The organism is Klebsiella sp. X13 (genome assembly GCF_003323835.1).
Classification (GTDB): Bacteria; Pseudomonadota; Gammaproteobacteria; order Enterobacterales; family Enterobacteriaceae; genus Klebsiella; species Klebsiella ornithinolytica.
In genome coordinates this window covers 676,840-695,054 of sequence record NZ_CP030874.1, presented here as the reverse complement: position 1 = coordinate 695,054, position 18,215 = coordinate 676,840, and the positions used below count along the sequence as shown (strand labels likewise).

At 57.0% G+C, this 18,215-nt stretch carries 14 protein-coding genes and 1 tRNA gene; 10 read left to right on the top strand and 5 right to left on the bottom strand.

Annotated features, from left to right (window positions below):
- Nucleotides 1-80 precede the first annotated feature (80 nt).
- Nucleotides 81-1,688 carry a purine-cytosine permease family protein gene (locus DSD31_RS03415; RefSeq protein WP_015585696.1) on the top strand — a complete coding sequence of 536 codons (1,608 nt, stop codon included), beginning with the start codon at nt 81-83 and terminating at the stop codon, nt 1,686-1,688.
- Nucleotides 1,689-1,730: 42 nt separating this feature from the next.
- Here DSD31_RS03415 and tsaD read toward each other — a convergent pair whose 3' ends face one another.
- Nucleotides 1,731-2,744, bottom strand: a complete 1,014-nt coding sequence (gene tsaD, locus DSD31_RS03410; RefSeq protein WP_004867835.1) for a tRNA (adenosine(37)-N6)-threonylcarbamoyltransferase complex transferase subunit TsaD — start codon at nt 2,742-2,744, stop codon at nt 1,731-1,733.
- Nucleotides 2,745-3,093: 349 nt separating this feature from the next.
- On the opposite strand from tsaD, the gene rpsU reads away from it, so the two are divergent.
- From rpsU to rpoD, 3 genes are all read left to right on the top strand, one after another.
- Nucleotides 3,094-3,309 carry a 30S ribosomal protein S21 gene (gene rpsU / locus DSD31_RS03405; protein WP_001144069.1) on the top strand — a complete coding sequence of 72 codons (216 nt, stop codon included), beginning with the start codon at nt 3,094-3,096 and terminating at the stop codon, nt 3,307-3,309.
- A gap of 176 nt (nt 3,310-3,485) precedes the next feature.
- On the top strand, nt 3,486-5,231 hold the full coding sequence (dnaG, locus tag DSD31_RS03400; RefSeq protein WP_004867839.1) for a DNA primase: 1,746 nt from the start codon (nt 3,486-3,488) through the stop codon (nt 5,229-5,231).
- Between the two features lie 150 nt (nt 5,232-5,381).
- Nucleotides 5,382-7,226, top strand: coding sequence for an RNA polymerase sigma factor RpoD (gene rpoD, locus DSD31_RS03395; protein ID WP_004867842.1), 1,845 nt, complete (start codon nt 5,382-5,384; stop codon nt 7,224-7,226).
- Between the two features lie 100 nt (nt 7,227-7,326).
- Here the strand turns inward: rpoD and mug are convergent, their stop codons facing one another.
- The gene (mug, locus tag DSD31_RS03390; protein ID WP_004867844.1) at nt 7,327-7,833 is read right to left on the bottom strand and encodes a G/U mismatch-specific DNA glycosylase; all 507 of its coding nucleotides are present in this window, start codon (nt 7,831-7,833) and stop codon (nt 7,327-7,329) included.
- A gap of 124 nt (nt 7,834-7,957) precedes the next feature.
- Between mug and DSD31_RS03385 the strand changes: the two genes are divergently transcribed.
- Nucleotides 7,958-8,033: transfer RNA gene (locus tag DSD31_RS03385), tRNA-Ile, on the top strand.
- 369 nt (nt 8,034-8,402) lie between these two features.
- Complete coding sequence (locus DSD31_RS26300; RefSeq protein WP_088883620.1) at nt 8,403-8,567, top strand: hypothetical protein; 165 nt, start codon at nt 8,403-8,405, stop codon at nt 8,565-8,567.
- Nucleotides 8,568-9,002: 435 nt separating this feature from the next.
- Here the strand turns inward: DSD31_RS26300 and DSD31_RS03380 are convergent, their stop codons facing one another.
- The 3 genes from DSD31_RS03380 to DSD31_RS03370 all read right to left on the bottom strand — a co-directional run bounded on the left by DSD31_RS03380 (nt 9,003) and on the right by DSD31_RS03370 (nt 12,670).
- Nucleotides 9,003-9,326 carry a DUF1889 family protein gene (locus tag DSD31_RS03380; protein WP_071824665.1) on the bottom strand — a complete coding sequence of 108 codons (324 nt, stop codon included), beginning with the start codon at nt 9,324-9,326 and terminating at the stop codon, nt 9,003-9,005.
- Between the two features lie 225 nt (nt 9,327-9,551).
- Entirely contained in the window at nt 9,552-11,477 is a 1,926-nt protein-coding gene (gene dhaR / locus DSD31_RS03375) for a dihydroxyacetone kinase operon transcriptional regulator DhaR (protein ID WP_113990829.1), read from the bottom strand.
- 95 nt (nt 11,478-11,572) lie between these two features.
- A complete protein-coding gene (locus tag DSD31_RS03370; RefSeq protein ID WP_004867850.1) occupies nt 11,573-12,670 on the bottom strand; it encodes a glycerol dehydrogenase in 1,098 nt (365 codons plus the stop codon).
- Between the two features lie 596 nt (nt 12,671-13,266).
- On the opposite strand from DSD31_RS03370, the gene dhaK reads away from it, so the two are divergent.
- From dhaK to DSD31_RS03350, 4 genes are all read left to right on the top strand, one after another.
- Nucleotides 13,267-14,337, top strand: a complete 1,071-nt coding sequence (dhaK, locus tag DSD31_RS03365; RefSeq protein ID WP_004867852.1) for a dihydroxyacetone kinase subunit DhaK — start codon at nt 13,267-13,269, stop codon at nt 14,335-14,337.
- A 10-nt stretch (nt 14,338-14,347) separates the two neighbouring features.
- Nucleotides 14,348-14,980, top strand: coding sequence for a dihydroxyacetone kinase subunit DhaL (dhaL, locus tag DSD31_RS03360; RefSeq protein ID WP_004867854.1), 633 nt, complete (start codon nt 14,348-14,350; stop codon nt 14,978-14,980).
- Nucleotides 14,981-14,990: 10 nt separating this feature from the next.
- A complete protein-coding gene (dhaM, locus tag DSD31_RS03355; protein WP_113990828.1) occupies nt 14,991-16,412 on the top strand; it encodes a dihydroxyacetone kinase phosphoryl donor subunit DhaM in 1,422 nt (473 codons plus the stop codon).
- An 89-nt stretch (nt 16,413-16,501) separates the two neighbouring features.
- Nucleotides 16,502-18,154, top strand: a complete 1,653-nt coding sequence (locus DSD31_RS03350) for a glycerone kinase (protein WP_015585692.1) — start codon at nt 16,502-16,504, stop codon at nt 18,152-18,154.
- Nucleotides 18,155-18,215 lie beyond the last annotated feature (61 nt).

The window sequence follows — 18,215 nt, the reverse complement described above, 5'->3', positions numbered from 1 at the left end:
ACAGCCCCCTGCGGCGCCTGCTCTACGAAGTGGCATAAGGTTTGCTAATTACAGTCATACCTGACCATTAAGGAATGACTATGTCATCACTGGATATCAAAACTGAGTTACCTGCCCAGACCGGGCCATCAGGCTCCAGAGAAACCCTGGAAGACTATACACTCCGCTATGCTCCGCTGAGCTTCCGCCGCTGGGGGCCTGGCGTCGTCGCCGTGACCGCGCTGGGCGGCATCGCCTATCTGGCGGACTTCTCCATCGGCGCCAGCATCGGCATGGCATGGGGCACCACCAACGCGATTTACGCCATCCTGCTGGCGGCGCTGGTGATCTTCCTCACCGGGATCCCGCTGGCGATTACCGCCGCCCGCTATAACATCGATCTCGACTTAATCACCCGCAGCGCCGGATTCGGCTATTTTGGCTCGGTCATCACCAGCATTATCTTCGCAGGCTTCACCTTTATCTTCTTCGCCCTTGAAGGCTCGATTATGGCCCAGGGGCTGCTGGTTGGATTAGGGATCCCGCTGTGGATGGGCTATCTCATCGCCACCCTGATGGTGCTGCCGCTGGTCGTTTACGGTATGAAAGCCCTGACCCGCCTGCAGGTGTGGACCACGCCGCTGTGGCTGGTGCTGATGGTGGTGCCGGTGGCCTGGCTGATTGCCAAAGACCCGGCGTTGGTGGACGGCTTTATGAACTTCGCCGGCAAGAATAACGCGGCGCAGGTCGATTTAACTGCCATTATGCTCGGCGCCGGCGTCTGTCTGTCGCTGATTATGCAGATCGGCGAGCAGATCGATTACCTGCGCTTTATGCCGCCCAAAACGGCGGAAAATAGCAAAAGCTGGTGGCTGGCGGTCTTTTCCGCAGGCCCTGGCTGGGTGGTATTAGGCGCGATAAAACAGATCATCGGCGCCTTCCTCGGCTTTTATCTGCTGACCCGCTTCCCGGCAGTGCACAACACCGAGCCGGTACAGCAGTTCGTCAGCGTCTTTGATAACCTGGTACCCGGCTGGCTGGCGTTAACCCTGGCCGTGGTGCTGGTGGTCATTTCACAGATTAAAATCAACGTCACCAACGCCTATTCTGGCTCGCTGGCGTGGACCAGCGCCTGGACGCGCACCACCAAACGCTATCCGGGGCGGATTATCTTCGTCATCGTCAACCTCGCCATCGCGCTGGCGCTGATGGAGGGCGATATGTTCAGCGCGCTGTCGTGGATTCTTGGTTTCTATTCTAACTTTGCCATTGCCTGGGTCGTGGTGGTTGCCACCGATATCACCGTCAACAAAGGTCTGCTCAGGCTCGCCCCGGCGCAGCCAGAATATCGTCGCGGGATGATCTACAACGTTAACCCGGTGGGGGTGGTTTCGTTTGCTCTGGCGGCCGGCCTGTCGATCTGCGCCTTCTTCGGCCTGCTCGGTGCCACGCTGGCGCCATTCTCGCCGCTGATTGCGCTGGTCGTGGCGCTGGTGATGACGCCGCTGATGGGTATCCTCACCGGCGGGCGCTACTACATCAAGCAGTATGATGACGGGATTAGCGAGCCGCGCTACGACGCGCAGGGCAATGCGTCCATCACCGTTTACCAGTGCGTCAGCTGCGAAGAAGAGTACGAACGTCCGGACGTCATGCACTCGCACAAACATCAGGGCGCGATTTGCTCGCTGTGTAAAAGTATGGAGTAAAGCAGAAAGGCAGGCCGACGGAATGTCGGCCTGTGATGCAGATTACGCCGCCGGCAGTTCAGCAAGCGGCCAGCGCGGACGGACGGTCACGCCGAGATCCGGTTTAGCGCCGGTACGCAGGCGAACCATCCCGGCATAGGCGATCATCGCGCCGTTATCGGTGCAGAACTCCGGGCGCGCATAGAACACTTCGCCGCCGCGCTTTGCCATCATCTCCGCCAGCTTCGCGCGCAGCGTGCGGTTGGCGCTCACGCCGCCGGCCATCACCAGGCGTTTAAAGCCGGTCTGCTCCAGCGCGCGACGACACTTAATCATCAGCGTATCCACCACCGCATCTTCAAACGCACGGGCGATATCTGCACGGGTCTGCTCGTCGTCATCGTTATTGCGAATAGTGTTAGCCGCAAAGGTTTTCAGGCCGGAGAAGCTGAAATCCAGACCGGGACGGTCAGTCATCGGACGGGGGAAAACAAACCGCCCTTCTTTGCCCTGAGCCGCCATCTTAGACAGCATCGGGCCGCCGGGATAATCGAGCCCCAGCAGCTTAGCGGTTTTATCGAACGCCTCCCCGGCCGCATCATCGATAGACTCGCCGAGCAGCTCGTACTGACCAATACCGGTTACGCTAATCAGCTGGGTATGGCCGCCAGAGACCAGCAGCGCCACAAACGGGAATGCGGGGGGATTATCTTCCAGCATCGGCGCCAGCAGATGCCCTTCCATATGATGCACCGGAACCGCCGGCACGTTCCAGGCAAAGGCCAGCGAACGCCCTACCGTTGCGCCGACCAGCAGCGCGCCAACCAGGCCGGGACCTGCGGTATAGGCTACAGCATCGATCTCTTTTGCCGTCAGCCCGGCCTCTTTCAACGCCGCCTGAATCAGCGGTACGGTTTTACGCACGTGGTCGCGCGAAGCCAGCTCGGGCACCACGCCGCCGTAGTCAGCATGTAATTTCACCTGACTATACAATTGATTGGCTAGCAGGCCTTTTTCGTCGTCATAAATGGCGATGCCGGTTTCATCGCAGGATGTTTCAATACCCAGTACACGCATGTCTTGTTTTACCTCGCTCTAATACCGCGCAGTTTAGGACCAATGCGGGTTGATGTATACCCTCAGCGTGCCTGGTTGGCGCAGCGAGGCAACCGGCGCGGCGCGAAAACCCGCCCGGCGGCACGTTGCCCGCCATGCAGCGTCAGAAAGGCCTGCAGGCGGCGAAGATAAAACTTTGTTCGCCCCAGGAACAACCCTCGTGTATACTCCTCACCCTTATAAAAGTCCTTTCAAAAAAGGCAGCGGTGCTTTACAAAGCAGCAGCAATTGCAGTAAAATTCCGCACCATTTTGAAATAAGCTGGCGTTGATGCCAGCAGCAAACCGAATTAATCAAAGGTGAGAGGCACATGCCGGTAATTAAAGTACGTGAAAACGAGCCGTTCGACGTAGCTCTGCGTCGCTTCAAGCGTTCCTGTGAGAAAGCAGGTGTTCTGGCGGAAGTTCGTCGTCGTGAGTTCTATGAAAAACCGACTACCGAACGTAAGCGCGCTAAAGCTTCTGCAGTGAAACGTCACGCGAAGAAACTGGCTCGCGAAAACGCACGCCGCACTCGTCTGTACTAATCTGTTGAGGGCCAAAGCCCTCAATTCAGACTGAGTTGTTGTTGTAAGGCCGTGCTTCCGGAAGGAATGCGCGGCTTATTTTCGTTTATGCATTAGCAGATACACCGCATCATGAAAGAACGTGTTCAGCCCACGCTGAGGCCGTCTGGTGATCGTGTGTATAGTTTACGGGGCCTATGGCTGGACGAATCCCACGCGTATTTATCAATGATCTGCTGGCGCGCACCGACATCGTCGATCTGATCGACGCGCGGGTAAAGCTCAAAAAGCAGGGCAAGAACTACCACGCGTGCTGTCCATTCCATAACGAAAAAACCCCCTCTTTTACCGTCAACGGTGAAAAACAGTTTTATCACTGCTTTGGTTGCGGTGCGCACGGCAACGCTGTCGACTTCCTGATGAACTACGACAAACTCGAGTTCGTGGAGACGGTCGAAGAGCTGGCCGCCATGCACAACCTCGAAGTGCCATATGAAGCAGGCAACGGACCGAGTCAAATAGAGCGCCATCAGCGGCAAAGTCTCTATCAATTGATGGACGGTCTGAATGCGTTTTATCAACAGTCTCTGATGCAACCCGCCGCCGACCCTGCGCGCCAGTATCTGGCAAAACGTGGCTTAAGCAGCGAGGTCATTGCGCGCTTCGCGATTGGCTACGCCCCACCCGGTTGGGATAACGTCTTAAAACGTTTTGGCGGCAATCAAGAAAACCGCCAGTCGCTTATCGATGCCGGCATGCTGGTGACGAACGATAAGGGGCGCAGTTACGACCGCTTCCGCGAACGGGTGATGTTCCCTATCCGCGATAAGCGAGGCCGGGTGATTGGTTTTGGTGGTCGCGTGCTGGGCGATGCCCTGCCGAAATACCTTAACTCTCCGGAAACCGATATTTTCCATAAAGGTCGTCAGCTGTACGGCCTGTATGAAGCGCAGCAGGATAACGCCGAACCACCGCGTTTGCTGGTTGTCGAAGGCTATATGGACGTCGTGGCACTGGCGCAGTACGACATAAACTACGCCGTCGCGTCGCTGGGGACCTCGACCACCGCCGACCATATTCAGCTTTTGTTCCGGGCGACCAACCAGGTCATCTGCTGTTACGACGGCGACCGGGCTGGCCGCGATGCCGCCTGGCGCGCGCTGGAAACGGCGCTGCCGTACATGACCGATGGTCGTCAGCTACGCTTTATGTTTCTGCCCGACGGCGAAGACCCGGATACGCTGGTGCGTAAAGAGGGTAAAGCGGCGTTTGAAGCGCGGATGGAGCAGGCTCAGCCGCTCTCCACGTTTTTGTTCAACAGCCTGCTGCCGCAGGTCGACTTGAGCACCCCGGACGGGCGCGCGCAGCTCAGTACCTTAGCGCTGCCGCTCATCACCCAGGTACCGGGTGAAACGCTGCGCATTTATTTGCGTCAGGAGCTGGGCAACAAGCTGGGGATTTTAGATGACGCTCAGCTTGAACGTTTAATGCCAAAACAGACAGAAAGTGGAGCGCCACGCCCCGCGCCGCAGCTAAAACGCACGACCATGCGTATACTGATAGGACTGCTGGTGCAAAACCCGGATTTGGCGCCGCTGGTTCCGCCTTTAGAGGGCCTGGATCAGCGCAAAATGCCCGGGCTTGGCCTGTTCAGCGAACTGGTCAAAACCTGTTTGTCTCAGCCAGGTCTGACCACCGGGCAACTTTTAGAGCAGTATCGCGGTACAAATGAGGCCGCAACCCTTGAAAAACTGTCGATGTGGGACGATATAGCAGATAAAGATATCGCGGAAAAAACCTTCACCGACGCGCTCAACCATATGTTTGATTCACTGCTGGAACTGCGGCAAGAAGAGTTGATAGCTCGCGACCGCACGCACGGTTTAAGCAGTGAAGAACGCCGGGAACTCTGGACCATCAGTCAGGAGCTGGCAAAAAAATGAATTGCACGGCTTAAGTGCCGAATATCGTTCGGGAAGCCCCCGACAGCCGCGCTGAGGCGCAGCGGCAATAATATAAGTACGCCCTCGCTTTAAATGTTGGCAGTTTGTCTGTCGACACCAATCAAACGAATTAAGTGTGGATACCGTCTTATGGAGCAAAACCCGCAGTCACAGCTGAAGCTTCTTGTCCAACGTGGTAAGGAGCAAGGCTATCTGACCTATGCCGAGGTCAATGACCATCTGCCGGAAGATATCGTCGACTCCGATCAGATCGAAGACATCATCCAAATGATCAATGACATGGGCATTCAGGTGATGGAAGAAGCACCGGATGCCGATGATCTGCTGCTGGCTGAAAACAGCAACAACACCGACGAAGATGCAGAAGAAGCTGCTGCACAGGTGTTGTCCAGTGTTGAATCTGAAATCGGACGTACAACCGATCCGGTGCGCATGTACATGCGCGAAATGGGTACCGTAGAACTGCTGACGCGTGAAGGCGAAATCGACATCGCCAAACGTATTGAAGATGGGATCAACCAGGTTCAGTGCTCCGTTGCTGAATATCCGGAAGCCATTACCTATCTGCTGGAGCAGTACGACCGCGTCGAAGCTGAAGAAGCGCGCCTGTCTGACCTGATCACCGGTTTCGTCGATCCTAACGCCGAAGAAGACCTGGCGCCAACCGCGACACACGTCGGTTCTGAACTCTCTCAGGAAGAGATGGATGACGACGAAGACGAAGATGAAGACGACGACGACGACAGCAGCGATGACGACAACAGCATCGATCCTGAGCTGGCGCGCGAGAAATTCGCTGAACTGCGCACGCAGTACGAGCTGACCCGCGATACCATCAAAGCGAAAGGTCGTAGCCACGCCGCAGCCCAGGAAGAAATTCTCAAGCTGTCTGAGGTGTTCAAACAGTTCCGCCTGGTACCGAAACAGTTCGATTACCTGGTCGGCAGCATGCGTAGCATGATGGATCGCGTCCGTACTCAGGAACGTATCATCATGAAACTGTGCGTCGAACAGTGCAAAATGCCGAAGAAGAACTTCATCACCCTGTTCACCGGCAATGAAACCAGCGAGACCTGGTTCAACGCTGCGATCGCCATGAACAAGCCGTGGTCTGAAAAACTGCACGACGTCAAAGAAGACGTTCAGCGCGGCCTGCAGAAGCTGCAGCAGATTGAAGAAGAGACCGGCCTGACCATCGAGCAGGTTAAAGATATCAACCGTCGTATGTCCATCGGTGAAGCGAAAGCCCGCCGTGCGAAGAAAGAGATGGTTGAAGCGAACTTACGTCTGGTTATCTCTATCGCCAAGAAATACACCAACCGTGGCCTGCAGTTCCTGGATCTGATTCAGGAAGGTAACATTGGTCTGATGAAAGCGGTTGATAAGTTCGAATATCGTCGCGGCTACAAGTTCTCCACCTATGCAACCTGGTGGATCCGTCAGGCCATCACCCGCTCTATCGCGGATCAGGCGCGCACCATCCGTATTCCGGTGCATATGATTGAGACCATCAACAAGCTCAACCGTATCTCCCGCCAGATGCTGCAGGAAATGGGTCGCGAGCCGACGCCGGAAGAGCTGGCTGAACGTATGCTGATGCCGGAAGATAAAATTCGTAAAGTGCTGAAAATTGCCAAAGAGCCAATCTCCATGGAAACGCCGATCGGCGACGATGAAGATTCGCATCTGGGTGATTTCATCGAGGATACCACCCTCGAGCTGCCGCTGGACTCCGCGACCACAGAAAGCCTGCGTGCCGCCACTCACGACGTGCTGGCAGGCCTGACCGCTCGTGAAGCGAAGGTCCTGCGTATGCGTTTCGGTATCGATATGAATACTGACCACACGCTGGAAGAAGTCGGTAAACAGTTCGACGTTACCCGCGAACGTATCCGTCAGATCGAAGCGAAGGCGCTGCGCAAGCTGCGTCACCCGAGCCGTTCTGAAGTGCTGCGTAGCTTCCTCGACGATTAATCGTTGTCGGAAATAAAAAAGCTCCCTGCGGGGAGCTTTTTTTTGTCTTCCATTCACTCTGTTGCCGTCAGAGAGAGCCAGCGCCGGTCCCCGCCGCAGGCTATCGACCTCGCGATGCCAGCGCATCATCCAGTTCACGATACGCCTCCACTAGCTTATCCAGCGTCGCCCGGTTCAGTCCGCTGGGGTTGGGCAGCACCCACACTTCCGTATCGCCGATGGTCACCTGCTGCTTGCCCCAACGCGCACCGCGTACCTGAAACGCTTTCTCAAAGGCCTGTTTACCGAGAATCGCCAGCGCCCGCGGCTGATACTGTTCAATTTTCAGCACCAGCTCCCGGCCGCCGCTGCGTAGCTCCTGCAGGGCGACTTCGCTGGCCTGAACCGTCGGGCGTTCCACCAGCATAGTGATCCCGCAGCGCGTATCGAGCAGCTGCAGCTCCTCTTCAGGCTTCAGCAGACGGTCGGTAAAACCGGCCTGGTAAATCACCTTCCAGAAGCGATTACCCGGATGCGCGAAATGAAAACCAGTATGGGCAGAGGACTTCCCCGGATTGATGCCGCAGAAGACCACCCGCAGGTCCGGCGCCAGAATATCGTTAATCATCTTTCCACCCGCTCAATACCTAAAAGGCGATTATAAAGGATTGAAAATGCATTGTTTATAAAAACAGCAGCCGTGCGTTTTGCGCTGGATTGCGTCTGCCAGTTACTTTATAATCCCTCGCCACGGCCCCTTAGCTCAGTGGTTAGAGCAGGCGACTCATAATCGCTTGGTCGCTGGTTCAAGTCCAGCAGGGGCCACCAAATAAAACAAGGACTTAGATAAGAAATTATCTAAGTCCTTTTTGTTTGCATTGCATTTGGACCAGGTCCCGTTTTAGCTTCAGACTTCAATCTCGGTTTTTACCCTGAAGGTTCACCAGAACACTTTCGTTTCAGATAGCCATCAGTTGCTCCAGCAATTCACCTGGTATGCTAACCCAAAACTGCCGTGACTGGCTTTTATCACAATGTCCACTTTCATCGGATGTGAAATACACGACGGACGCATTTTTGAGTCAGATACTTGTCTATTTATAGCATTTGCCCACAAACTGAAAGCCCAGAGAAAATTGCCGCAGCCTTGCTGGCATCGCTCAATAGAACTAGAATCACGGCATAACTAACGAGATAATGATCACGACGCAAAAAACATCCTCCCCTAAGATCACGAAAACGCAGCTGTTCCGCACCGTTGCCAGTTCTACCGCGATTGAAACGGGTATTTCTGTGGAAGAAATCGAGCAGCAACTCAAACGCTTCCAGGCACAGGCGAAAGCCGTCGGGCTCGCTCGCTAATCAGGAAGAACTGAATCGCCACCGATAAACCTGAAGCTGATGAAAATCAGCGTTGAATCGAAGCGTTAAAGAAGTCTCATCGCTGAGTTGCTAAAACAGTCAGAATGCTGAGGCGCTCACGGGGCACTCAGTACAAAGTGAAAAAGGCAGCAGCATGTTCAGTCGGGAAGGAAAGGAAAAGAACCGATAAGGGACGATAAACAAGATAGTGTTATTGAGCGCCAGACAGGTTCAGAATTTCCTGCCATGCTAAATACGCCAGAGCGCCAGTCTCTTATTCAGCCAGCGGAAAATACATTGCTTAGCGCGGAAATTTCAAATTATCCTGAATATTCATTAGCGGAAAATATAAGGAGCGACGTTAGCAACGTTGCTCCTTTTTTATACCATCCTGCAGGATACCATCTTCAGAATCATTTTTTAAAAACGAGCCGCTTACACCAGCTCCCGGAGCTGCTCCCGCATATAGGAGGAGAAGTACTCTGGATTTTTAATCACGATACGGTTGCCAGCGGCGATTTTCTCCGCCCATCCGGCCACTTTATGGGTGAACCCGGAATTCCATCCCTCCCGCTCGCCTCGCACGATCACGTCTTCGGCGCTGGCCGGAACGCCTAACTCATGGAGATATTTTAAAATGCCCTTAGCCGTACTTTCATCCATTGAATGCGGAGCCGACGCCGATGTGTTCATTCCACCAATAAAATCTAACGCTTTATCTATCGCTGTTGGCATGCTCTTATCCTTAAAATTAACCACGTGATGAACATGTTTATAATATGGACCCAAGTCTGCGGGGATATCAAAGAGATCGTTGCCTTTCTTTGATTCAGACCTCAGTCAAACGTTTGCATGGCGTTTTTCTGCCCGATAAGTCCGGTGCAGCCCGTATAAACCGCCCCGTCATCCGCGACCGACAGCAAATCGCCGCTTAGATCGCGAAAAACAGCAATTGCGCCCCCAAATCGCGGAGAGTGCAGACAACTAGTCGTGATTTTTGCGCTTAAACTGGCTGGCGTCGATATCGTACTGCTTCATTTTGCGCCACAGCGTCGTGCGCCCGATGTTGAGCAGATGGGACATCTCCTGCACCCGGCCACTGGTGACGCGGGCGGCATGGATAATGGCCTCTTTTTCAATAGCGCTGAAGGTCAGGCTGGCAGGTAGCAGGGGCGAGGCGGTATCGCTGCCCGGCCGCTCGGAGAAGAGATATTCCGGCAGGTTGCTCAGGCGGATATGGCCGTTATCGCTGCTGATGGCGATATTTTCAATAATGCTGTTTAACTCAAAATCATTACCCGGCCAGGAGTAGTTCACCAGCTGCGCCAGGGCATCGTCGTCCACTTTCAGGCGCGATGAAAAGCGTTTCTCCAGGCTACGCAGGCGGTTGTGTACCAGCGAGGGAATGCTGTTGCGCCGTGACCTCAGCGGCGGAATGACGATCTCAAACGAATGCAGCGCGTAATAGAGCTGGCGACTAAAGCGGTTCTGCTCCACCAGATTAGCCAGATCAACGGTGGTGGTGGCAATCACCTTAACGTCCACCGGAATCAGGCGCCGGGCATCGAGGCGGGTTAATACCCCCTGTTTAATCACCTGCAGCAGCGCGGACTGCAGCTCCGGCGCCAGGTACTCTATTTTTTCCAGAAACAGGGTGCCGCCGCTGGCCAGTTCCAGGCGGCTCAGGCGCCCGTTTTCGTCATCGGTAGGCGCGCTACCCATAAAATCCTGGCCCAGCGCGCTGTCGGCATACAGCTGACAGTTGACGGAAATATAAGGCCCGCCCGCCCGTTCGCTTTCATTATGAATGGCCTGGGCGACCAGCTCCTTACCCACCCCTTCTTCCCCACAGAGCAGGACCGGAAAACCGCCCCGCGCCGCCTGACGGCCAAAATGAATCAGCCGTCGCGTTTCCGGATCGTCCGAGGACATCTGCGCAAAAGTGTGGCTCACTTTGCCTAACTGGCTGGTCATCAGCTGGCGCATCTGCTCCACCGGGTGCAGCAGTAAAATAAAGCTATTGCCCTGCTCTTCGACGATGGGCTTGAGGGTAATGACGGCATCGATAAACTGATGCTGGCTCTCAAACGTCACTTCCGCATGGTTCAGCGCGCGCGCGTGCTTAATGGCCCGGCGCAGCAGCGCCGGCAGCGTCACCAGTTCGTTAATATTTTTCCCCTGGCTGGTCTGGGCATCAAGATGCAGGAGCGTCGCGGCCTGGACATTAAGAAACTGCAATACCCCCTGCTCATTCCACGCCATCACGCCATCATCCATGCTCTCCAGCAGGCCATACATCTGGTTGAGATGACGGTTAGATTCGGCCAGCAGGCTGTCGGTCAACAGCGAGTTGCCCACTTCCCGGGCGATAGCCAGCGTCAGAGACAAATCAGAGGAGGCCTGCTGTTCGATCAAACAGCACAGCGAGATGGAGCCAAACAGGCGACCGTGGTTATCAAACACCGGCGTGGAGCTAAATGACCACCCGTGCAGCGCCTGTTTAAAGTGTTGCTCGCCGGTGGTTTTCACCGGTTGCCCCAGCATCGAGGCCAGCGAGAGCGCGCAGCTGCCGATAATGCTTTCCGCGCAGTAGCTGCCGTCAAGAAAACCGAGTTCCGCGAGCTGCGCCAGCGTCTGCGGTTCGCCGCAGCGGCTGAGGATACAGGCGGACTCATCGAGGATAAACAACGCGCAGGGTCGGCTATCCATAAACTCCCAGGCATCTTCCAGCGCCGCCTGGCCGATGGTCAGCAGCGCGGTTTTACGCCGGCAGATCGATTCGAAGGTCAGCCCCTGCGCCTGATGCGGCGCCTGCCAGGTCTCCCTCGGCATAAACCGGCTGCAACGCTGCCACGACTGACTGATAACGGAAGATACTGTTTTTCCGGAGTCCTGAGTCTGCGCCGCCATTTCCTTTTCCGCTGTTTAAAATAGATAACCCCTCCGGCAGAGACTGTCGGAGGGGAGAATACGCTTCACCCTGCAAAAAGCAGGTCAGCGAGACGTTAACGCGCCAGCCACTGCTGACCGAGCAAATCGGCCGTCAGGATCGCGGCGTAAACGCTGTCTGCCGTCACCGGGAATGGCATGTTATGGATCGTTTCGCCTTCCGCGCAGGTCGCTTTCGCGACCGCCTGAATTTTACCTTCAATGCCCTCTTTGACGCCCATTTGCGCCAGGGTCACCGGCAGACCGACTTTCTGGCAGAAGCCCAGCACCGTTTCAATCTCTTCCATCGGGCTGTTTTGCAGCACCAGCTGCGCCAGAGTGCCAAACGCCACTTTTTCGCCGTGGTACAGATGATGGCACTCTTCCAGAATAGTGAAGCCGTTATGAATGGCGTGCGCCGCGGCCAGCCCGCTGCTTTCAAACCCAATTCCGCTGAGGTAGGTATTGGCTTCGACAATGCGCTCCAGCGCATCCGTCACCACGCCAGCCTGCGCTGCCAGGCGCGCTTTTTCGCCTTCGGCCAGCAGCGTATCATAGCACAGGCGAGCCAGGCTCAACGCCGCCGCCGTGGACTGTCCGCCGGCCATACTGGTCGCTCTGGCATCAAAACAGGCCTTCGCTTCAAACCAGGTCGAGAGCGCATCGCCCATCCCGGCCACCAGCAGGCGCACCGGCGCTTTGGCAATAATTGCCGTATCCATGACCACCATATCCGGGTTTTTCGGATAGATCAGATACTCTTCAAACTCACCGGCTTCGGTGTAGATAACCGACAGCGCGCTGGTTGGCGCATCGGTAGAGGCAATCGTCGGGATCACCACCACCGGCAGCTTCTGGTAGAAGCCAATGGCTTTAGCGGTATCGAGCGTCTTCCCGCCGCCAATCCCTACCACGCCGCGGCAGCCGTGCTGCTGCAGAATGGCAATCAGGCGGTTGATCTCCGCGTGGCTGCATTCACCGTTAAAACGGGCCGCGTGGCAGCTTAAACCGTGGTTATGCAGGCCATTGAGTACTTTGTCCCCCGCCAGCTTCATCACGAAGTCATCGGCAATCACAAAAAAGCTGTCCGCCAGATTTTTGGCATACTGACCAAAAAGCGTGGATGCGTCAGGACCCTGAAGATATTTGGCCGGAGATTGAATAACTTTTAGCATTCCTTTCACCCTCAAATAAGTGCATGTTTTACATGATGAGCCCTGGCGTCATCCTGTTCAGCCTGCGGTTCATGGCGGAAACGGGATCGTGACCGGAGCGATGCAAACACTGTAGGGCGAGCGGTGAACAAAAAAATTTTTCCCGTTTTTGTTCTGATATGAAACAGAGAATATTTTTTACCGTTCCATATTGGAACATCAATTGCCGGAAAACGCCGGGATTGCGATCCCGATCCGGCCATTCGCCGTCCTGCGACAAAAAAAAACGGCTAATCTGCCAACGTTGATCCCCTCGACAGCAGAAAACAGATAAAAAAAGGATCCGCCTCCCCCGTAGACAGCGGGGGAACGCAGGGCGAAAAAACCGCCTTAGCTCGCATTTTTCTCTTTTCATCGGCGATAACGTTTCATAACGGAACAAAAATAAATAACCACGTTCCGTTATGAAACTCGTTTTCGCGACATTTTTTTTTCCGTTAACTCAGCCAGAATCATAACGTCGCCGGGTAGTTCTTCACGCCAGACGATACCCCTACACGATGACCGCCTCCGTGGGTAGAGAGGCCGCATCGCATCACTCCGACGGAGCATAAATAATGAAAAAATTGATTAACCGTGTCGAAGATGTACTGAGTGAACAACTGCTTGGCCTCGCCAGAGCCCATCCTGAATTAACGCTGCATCAGGACCCGGTGTATGTCACCCGCGCCGATGCGCCGGTGGCCGGGAAAGTGGCGCTGCTCTCCGGCGGCGGCAGCGGACACGAGCCGATGCACTGCGGCTATATTGGCAAAGGTATGCTTGCCGGCGCCTGTCCGGGCGAGATTTTCACCTCCCCGACCCCGGATAAAATGTTCGAGTGCGCGATGAATATCGACGGCGGCGAAGGCGTGCTGCTGATCATCAAAAACTACACCGGGGATATCCTTAATTTCGAAACCGCCACCGAGCTGCTGCACGAAAGCGGCGTCAAGGTGACCACCGTGGTGATCGATGACGACGTGGCGGTCAAAGACAGCCTCTACACCGCCGGACGCCGCGGCGTCGCCAACACCGTGCTGGTTGAGAAGCTGGTCGGCGCGGCGGCCGAACGCGGCGATTCGCTGGAAGCCTGCGCTGAACTGGGCCGCAAGCTTAACAACCTCGGCCACTCCATCGGTGTGGCGCTGGGCGCCTGCACCGTGCCGGCCGCCGGACAGCCGTCATTCGAATTACAGGATAATGAGATGGAGTTCGGCGTCGGTATCCACGGCGAGCCGGGTATCGACCGTCGCCCCTTCAGCTCTCTCGACCGCACCGTTGATGAGATGTTCGACACCTTGCTGGAGAACGGCACCTACAGCCGCACGCTGCGTCAGTGGGACACCGTCAAAGGGCGCTGGCAGGACGTCACGCAAAGCAAACAGGCGCTGCAGCAAGGCGACCGCGTCATCGCGCTGGTCAATAACCTTGGCGCCACCCCGCTGTCGGAGCTGTACGGCGTATACAACCGACTGGCCACCCGCTGCGAGGAGAACGGCATCACGATCGAACGCAACCTCATCGGCAGCTACTGTACCTCGCTGGATATGGTGGGCTTCTCCCTCACTCTGCTGAAAGTCGATGACGACACGCTGGCATTATGGGACGCCCCCGTTCATACCCCGGCACTGAACTGGGGCCATTAAGGAGCACGACATGTCACTGAACAGAACGCAAATCGTTAACTGGCTCTATCGCTGCGGCGACATTTTTACCAAAGAGAAAGATTTTCTGACCGGCCTGGATAAAGAGATTGGCGATGCCGACCACGGTCTGAACATGTATCGCGGCTTCAGCAAGGTGGTGGAAAAACTGCCGTCCATTGCCGATAAAGACATCGGTTTTATTCTTAAGAACACCGGAATGACGCTGCTCTCCAACGTCGGCGGCGCCAGCGGCCCGCTGTTCGGCACCTTCTTTATTCGCGCCGCCCAGGTGACGCAGGCCCACCAGAGTCTGACCCTCGACGAGCTGTATCAGATGATGCGCGAAGGGGCCGACGGCGTGGTCAACCGGGGGAAAGCGGAACCCGGTGATAAAACCATGTGCGACGTCTGGCTGCCGGTCGTCGAGTCACTGCGCCAGTCCAGCGAACAGCACCTGTCGGTTCAACATGCGCTGGATGCCGCCGCGATACAGGCAGAGGAAGCCGCCCGTTCTACCATCACCATGCAGGCCCGCAAAGGCCGCGCCAGCTACCTCGGCGAACGCAGCATCGGGCATCAGGATCCGGGCGCAACCTCGGTGATGTTCATGATTCAGGCGCTGGCTGCTTCAGCCAAAGAGTAAGGATAACGCGATGGTAAACCTGGTGATTGTTTCTCATAGCGCCCGACTGGGCGAAGGTGTCGGAGAACTGGCCCGGCAGATGTTAACTGGCGACGGCTGCAAGCTGGCGATCGCCGCCGGCATTGACGATCCTGAAAACCCGATCGGCACCGATCCGATTAAGGTGATGGAGGCCATTGAATCCGTTGCCGATACCGACCACGTGCTGGTGATGATGGATATCGGCAGCGCCCTGCTCAGCGCGGAAACCGCGCTGGATCTCCTCGATCCGGCGATCGCGGCGAAGGTTCGCCTGTGCGCCGCGCCGCTGGTCGAAGGCACGCTGGCGGCAACGGTCAGCGCCGCCACCGGATCGAATATCGATAAAGTGATCGCCGACGCCATGAACGCCCTGGAAGCTAAGCGCGTACAGCTGGGGTTACCATCGCTCGCACAGAACGGCCCCGAGGCCACGCCAATGGCCGACGATCTCAGCGGCGAGTCCGTCTCGGTGGTCATTAAAAACCATAACGGCTTACACGTTCGTCCGGCATCGCGGCTGGTGGCCGCGTTATCCGGATTCAATGCCGATCTGGTGCTGGAGAAAGGCGGCAAATGCGTCTCACCGGACAGCATTAACCAGATTGCCCTGTTGCAGGTACGCTGCAACGATACATTAAGGCTGCTGGCCCGCGGGCCAGATGCCGAAGCGGCGCTGGCGGCATTTCAGGCGCTGGCAGCGGAGAACTTTGGCGAGCAGCCGGACGCCGCGCCAGCGGTTTTTGCCCCCGTCGCCGCGCGTGTTCAGGGCAAAGCGCTCCGCTATCCGCTGCCTGCCCTCCGGCCAGTCCGGCAAACCGGCGCCGACATCGCCAACGAACAGCGGCGCCTGCAGCAGGCGATCGGCCAGACGCTGGACGATCTCAATGCGCTGACCTCCCTGGCGGAAGAGCGCTATTCTGCCGATATCGCGGCCATTTTCTCCGGCCATCACACGCTGCTCGACGACCCGGATCTCTATGAAGCCGCCTGCGATATCCTGCGCCAGGAACAATGCAATGCGGAGTGGGCGTGGTATCAGGTGCTGGCCGACCTCAGCCAGCAGTACCGCCAGCTGAACGATGCCTATCTGCAGGCGCGCTATATTGATATCGACGATCTGCTCCACCGGACTTTGCGTCATCTGCAAGGCCGCAGCGAAATGCAGCTGGCGGTGCATGAGCCGACGATTATCATCGCCGACGATCTCTTTCCTTCCACCGTCTTGCAGCTGGATCCTCATCTGGTCAAGGGGATTTGTCTGCGGGAAGGGAGCGAGGCATCCCACGGCGCGATCATCGCCCGTCAGGCCGGCATCGTCTGCCTGTGTCGGCAGGGAGAGGCCCTGAAGCAGATAGGCGATGGTGAATCCCTTACGCTGGATGTCGCCGGAAAACGCGTTCTCCGCACATAGCTGTCCATTCGTCACTCTCTGTACTCCATTCTTCACGCCGGAGGCTCCGCCTCCGGGGATTGTGTTTCGCTCAACCACCAGGAACCGTTATGTCTCAATTCTTTTTTAATCAGCGCACCCGCCTCGTCGACGATGTTATTGAAGGAACGATCGTTGCCAGCCCGTGGAACAACCTGGCGCGTCTGGAGAGCGATCCGGCGATTCGCGTGGTCGTTCGTCGCGATCTCAACAAAAGCAACGTCGCCATCATCTCCGGCGGCGGCTCCGGCCATGAGCCGGCCCACGTTGGGTTTATCGGTAAAGGGATGCTCACCGCCGCGGTGTGCGGCGATATTTTTGCCTCCCCGAGCGTTGATGCGGTGCTGACCGCCATTCAGGCGGTGACCGGCGAAGCGGGCTGTCTGCTGATCGTCAAAAACTATACCGGCGATCGCCTTAACTTTGGCCTCGCCGCCGAGAAAGCCCGTCGCCTGGGTTACAACGTCGAAATGCTGATTGTCGGCGACGATATTTCGCTACCGGATAACAAGCATCCGCGCGGGATTGCCGGCACCATCCTGGTGCATAAAGTGGCCGGTTATTTTGCCGAACGTGGCTACAATCTTGCTACCGTGCTGCGCGAGGCCCGATATGCGGCAGACAAGACCCGTACGCTGGGCCTCGCGCTCTCCAGTTGCCATCTGCCGCAGGAGGCTGAAACGGCACCGCGCCACCATCCCGATCGGGCAGAGCTGGGCATGGGCATCCATGGCGAACCCGGCGCCTCGGTCATCGCCACCCAGAACAGCGCGCAGATTGTCCGCCTGATGGTGGAGAAACTGACCGCCGCCCTGCCACAAACCGGCCGTCTGGCGGTGATGCTGAACAACCTCGGCGGCGTGTCGGTTGCGGAAATGGCGATTCTGACGCGTGAGCTGGCCGACACGTCGCTCCATCAGCGGATCGACTGGCTGATTGGCCCGGCGTCGCTGGTGACGGCGCTGGATATGAAAGGTTTCTCGATAACCGCCATCGTACTGGAGGAGAGCATTGAAAAAGCGCTGCTTTCCGCTGTGGAAACGGCCAGCTGGCAGGCGCCGGTGCAGCCACGAACCATTGAGGTGATGCCCTCTTCGCTGCGCAGCACCCGCGTGGCGTTCCAGCCTTCGGACAATCACGTCGTGGCGGGCTATGTCAAGCGGATAACCGGTACCTTGTCTGACCTGGAGGCGCACCTGAATGCGCTGGATGCCAAAGTCGGCGATGGCGATACCGGCTCCACCTTTGCCGCTGGCGCGCGCGATATTGCCGACCTGCTGCAACGCCAGCAGTTGCCGTTGGGCGATCTCGCGACCCTGTTGGCCCTGATCGGCGAACGTCTGACCGTGGTGATGGGCGGTTCCAGCGGCGTGCTGATGTCGATCTTCTTTACCGCCGCCGGGCAGAAGCTGGAGCAAGGCGCCGGCGTCGCGGAAGCGTTAAACGCCGGTCTGGCGCAAATGAAGTTTTACGGCGGTGCGGATGAGGGCGATCGCACGATGATCGATGCGCTGCAGCCGGCGCTGGCGTCGCTGCTTGTCGCACCGACGGATTTACAGGCGGCGTTTGCCGCTGCGGAAGCGGGCGCCGAGCGCACCTGCCACGCCAGTAAAGCCAACGCCGGGCGCGCGTCGTACCTTAACAGCGACAGCCTGCTGGGCAATATGGATCCGGGCGCCCACGCGGTCGCGCAGGTCTTCAAAACGCTGGCGGAACAACGCTAAGGCGGCGTCCTCCGCAGCGGAATATCCCGGCGACGCGACGCTGAGCCGGGCGACAGAACAG

Coding starts and splice junctions, on each gene's coding strand:
- dhaL (WP_004867854.1), top strand. CDS start 14,348: ATGTCACTGAACAGAACGCAAATCGTTAACTGGCTCTATCGCTGCGGC.
- mug (WP_004867844.1), bottom strand. CDS start 7,833: ATGATTAACGATATTCTGGCGCCGGACCTGCGGGTGGTCTTCTGCGGC.
- DSD31_RS03350 (WP_015585692.1), top strand. CDS start 16,502: ATGTCTCAATTCTTTTTTAATCAGCGCACCCGCCTCGTCGACGATGTT.
- rpoD (WP_004867842.1), top strand. CDS start 5,382: ATGGAGCAAAACCCGCAGTCACAGCTGAAGCTTCTTGTCCAACGTGGT.
- tsaD (WP_004867835.1), bottom strand. CDS start 2,744: ATGCGTGTACTGGGTATTGAAACATCCTGCGATGAAACCGGCATCGCC.
- dnaG (WP_004867839.1), top strand. CDS start 3,486: ATGGCTGGACGAATCCCACGCGTATTTATCAATGATCTGCTGGCGCGC.
- dhaK (WP_004867852.1), top strand. CDS start 13,267: ATGAAAAAATTGATTAACCGTGTCGAAGATGTACTGAGTGAACAACTG.
- dhaM (WP_113990828.1), top strand. CDS start 14,991: ATGGTAAACCTGGTGATTGTTTCTCATAGCGCCCGACTGGGCGAAGGT.
- DSD31_RS26300 (WP_088883620.1), top strand. CDS start 8,403: ATGATCACGACGCAAAAAACATCCTCCCCTAAGATCACGAAAACGCAG.
- rpsU (WP_001144069.1), top strand. CDS start 3,094: ATGCCGGTAATTAAAGTACGTGAAAACGAGCCGTTCGACGTAGCTCTG.
- DSD31_RS03415 (WP_015585696.1), top strand. CDS start 81: ATGTCATCACTGGATATCAAAACTGAGTTACCTGCCCAGACCGGGCCA.
- DSD31_RS03370 (WP_004867850.1), bottom strand. CDS start 12,670: ATGCTAAAAGTTATTCAATCTCCGGCCAAATATCTTCAGGGTCCTGAC.
- dhaR (WP_113990829.1), bottom strand. CDS start 11,477: ATGGCGGCGCAGACTCAGGACTCCGGAAAAACAGTATCTTCCGTTATC.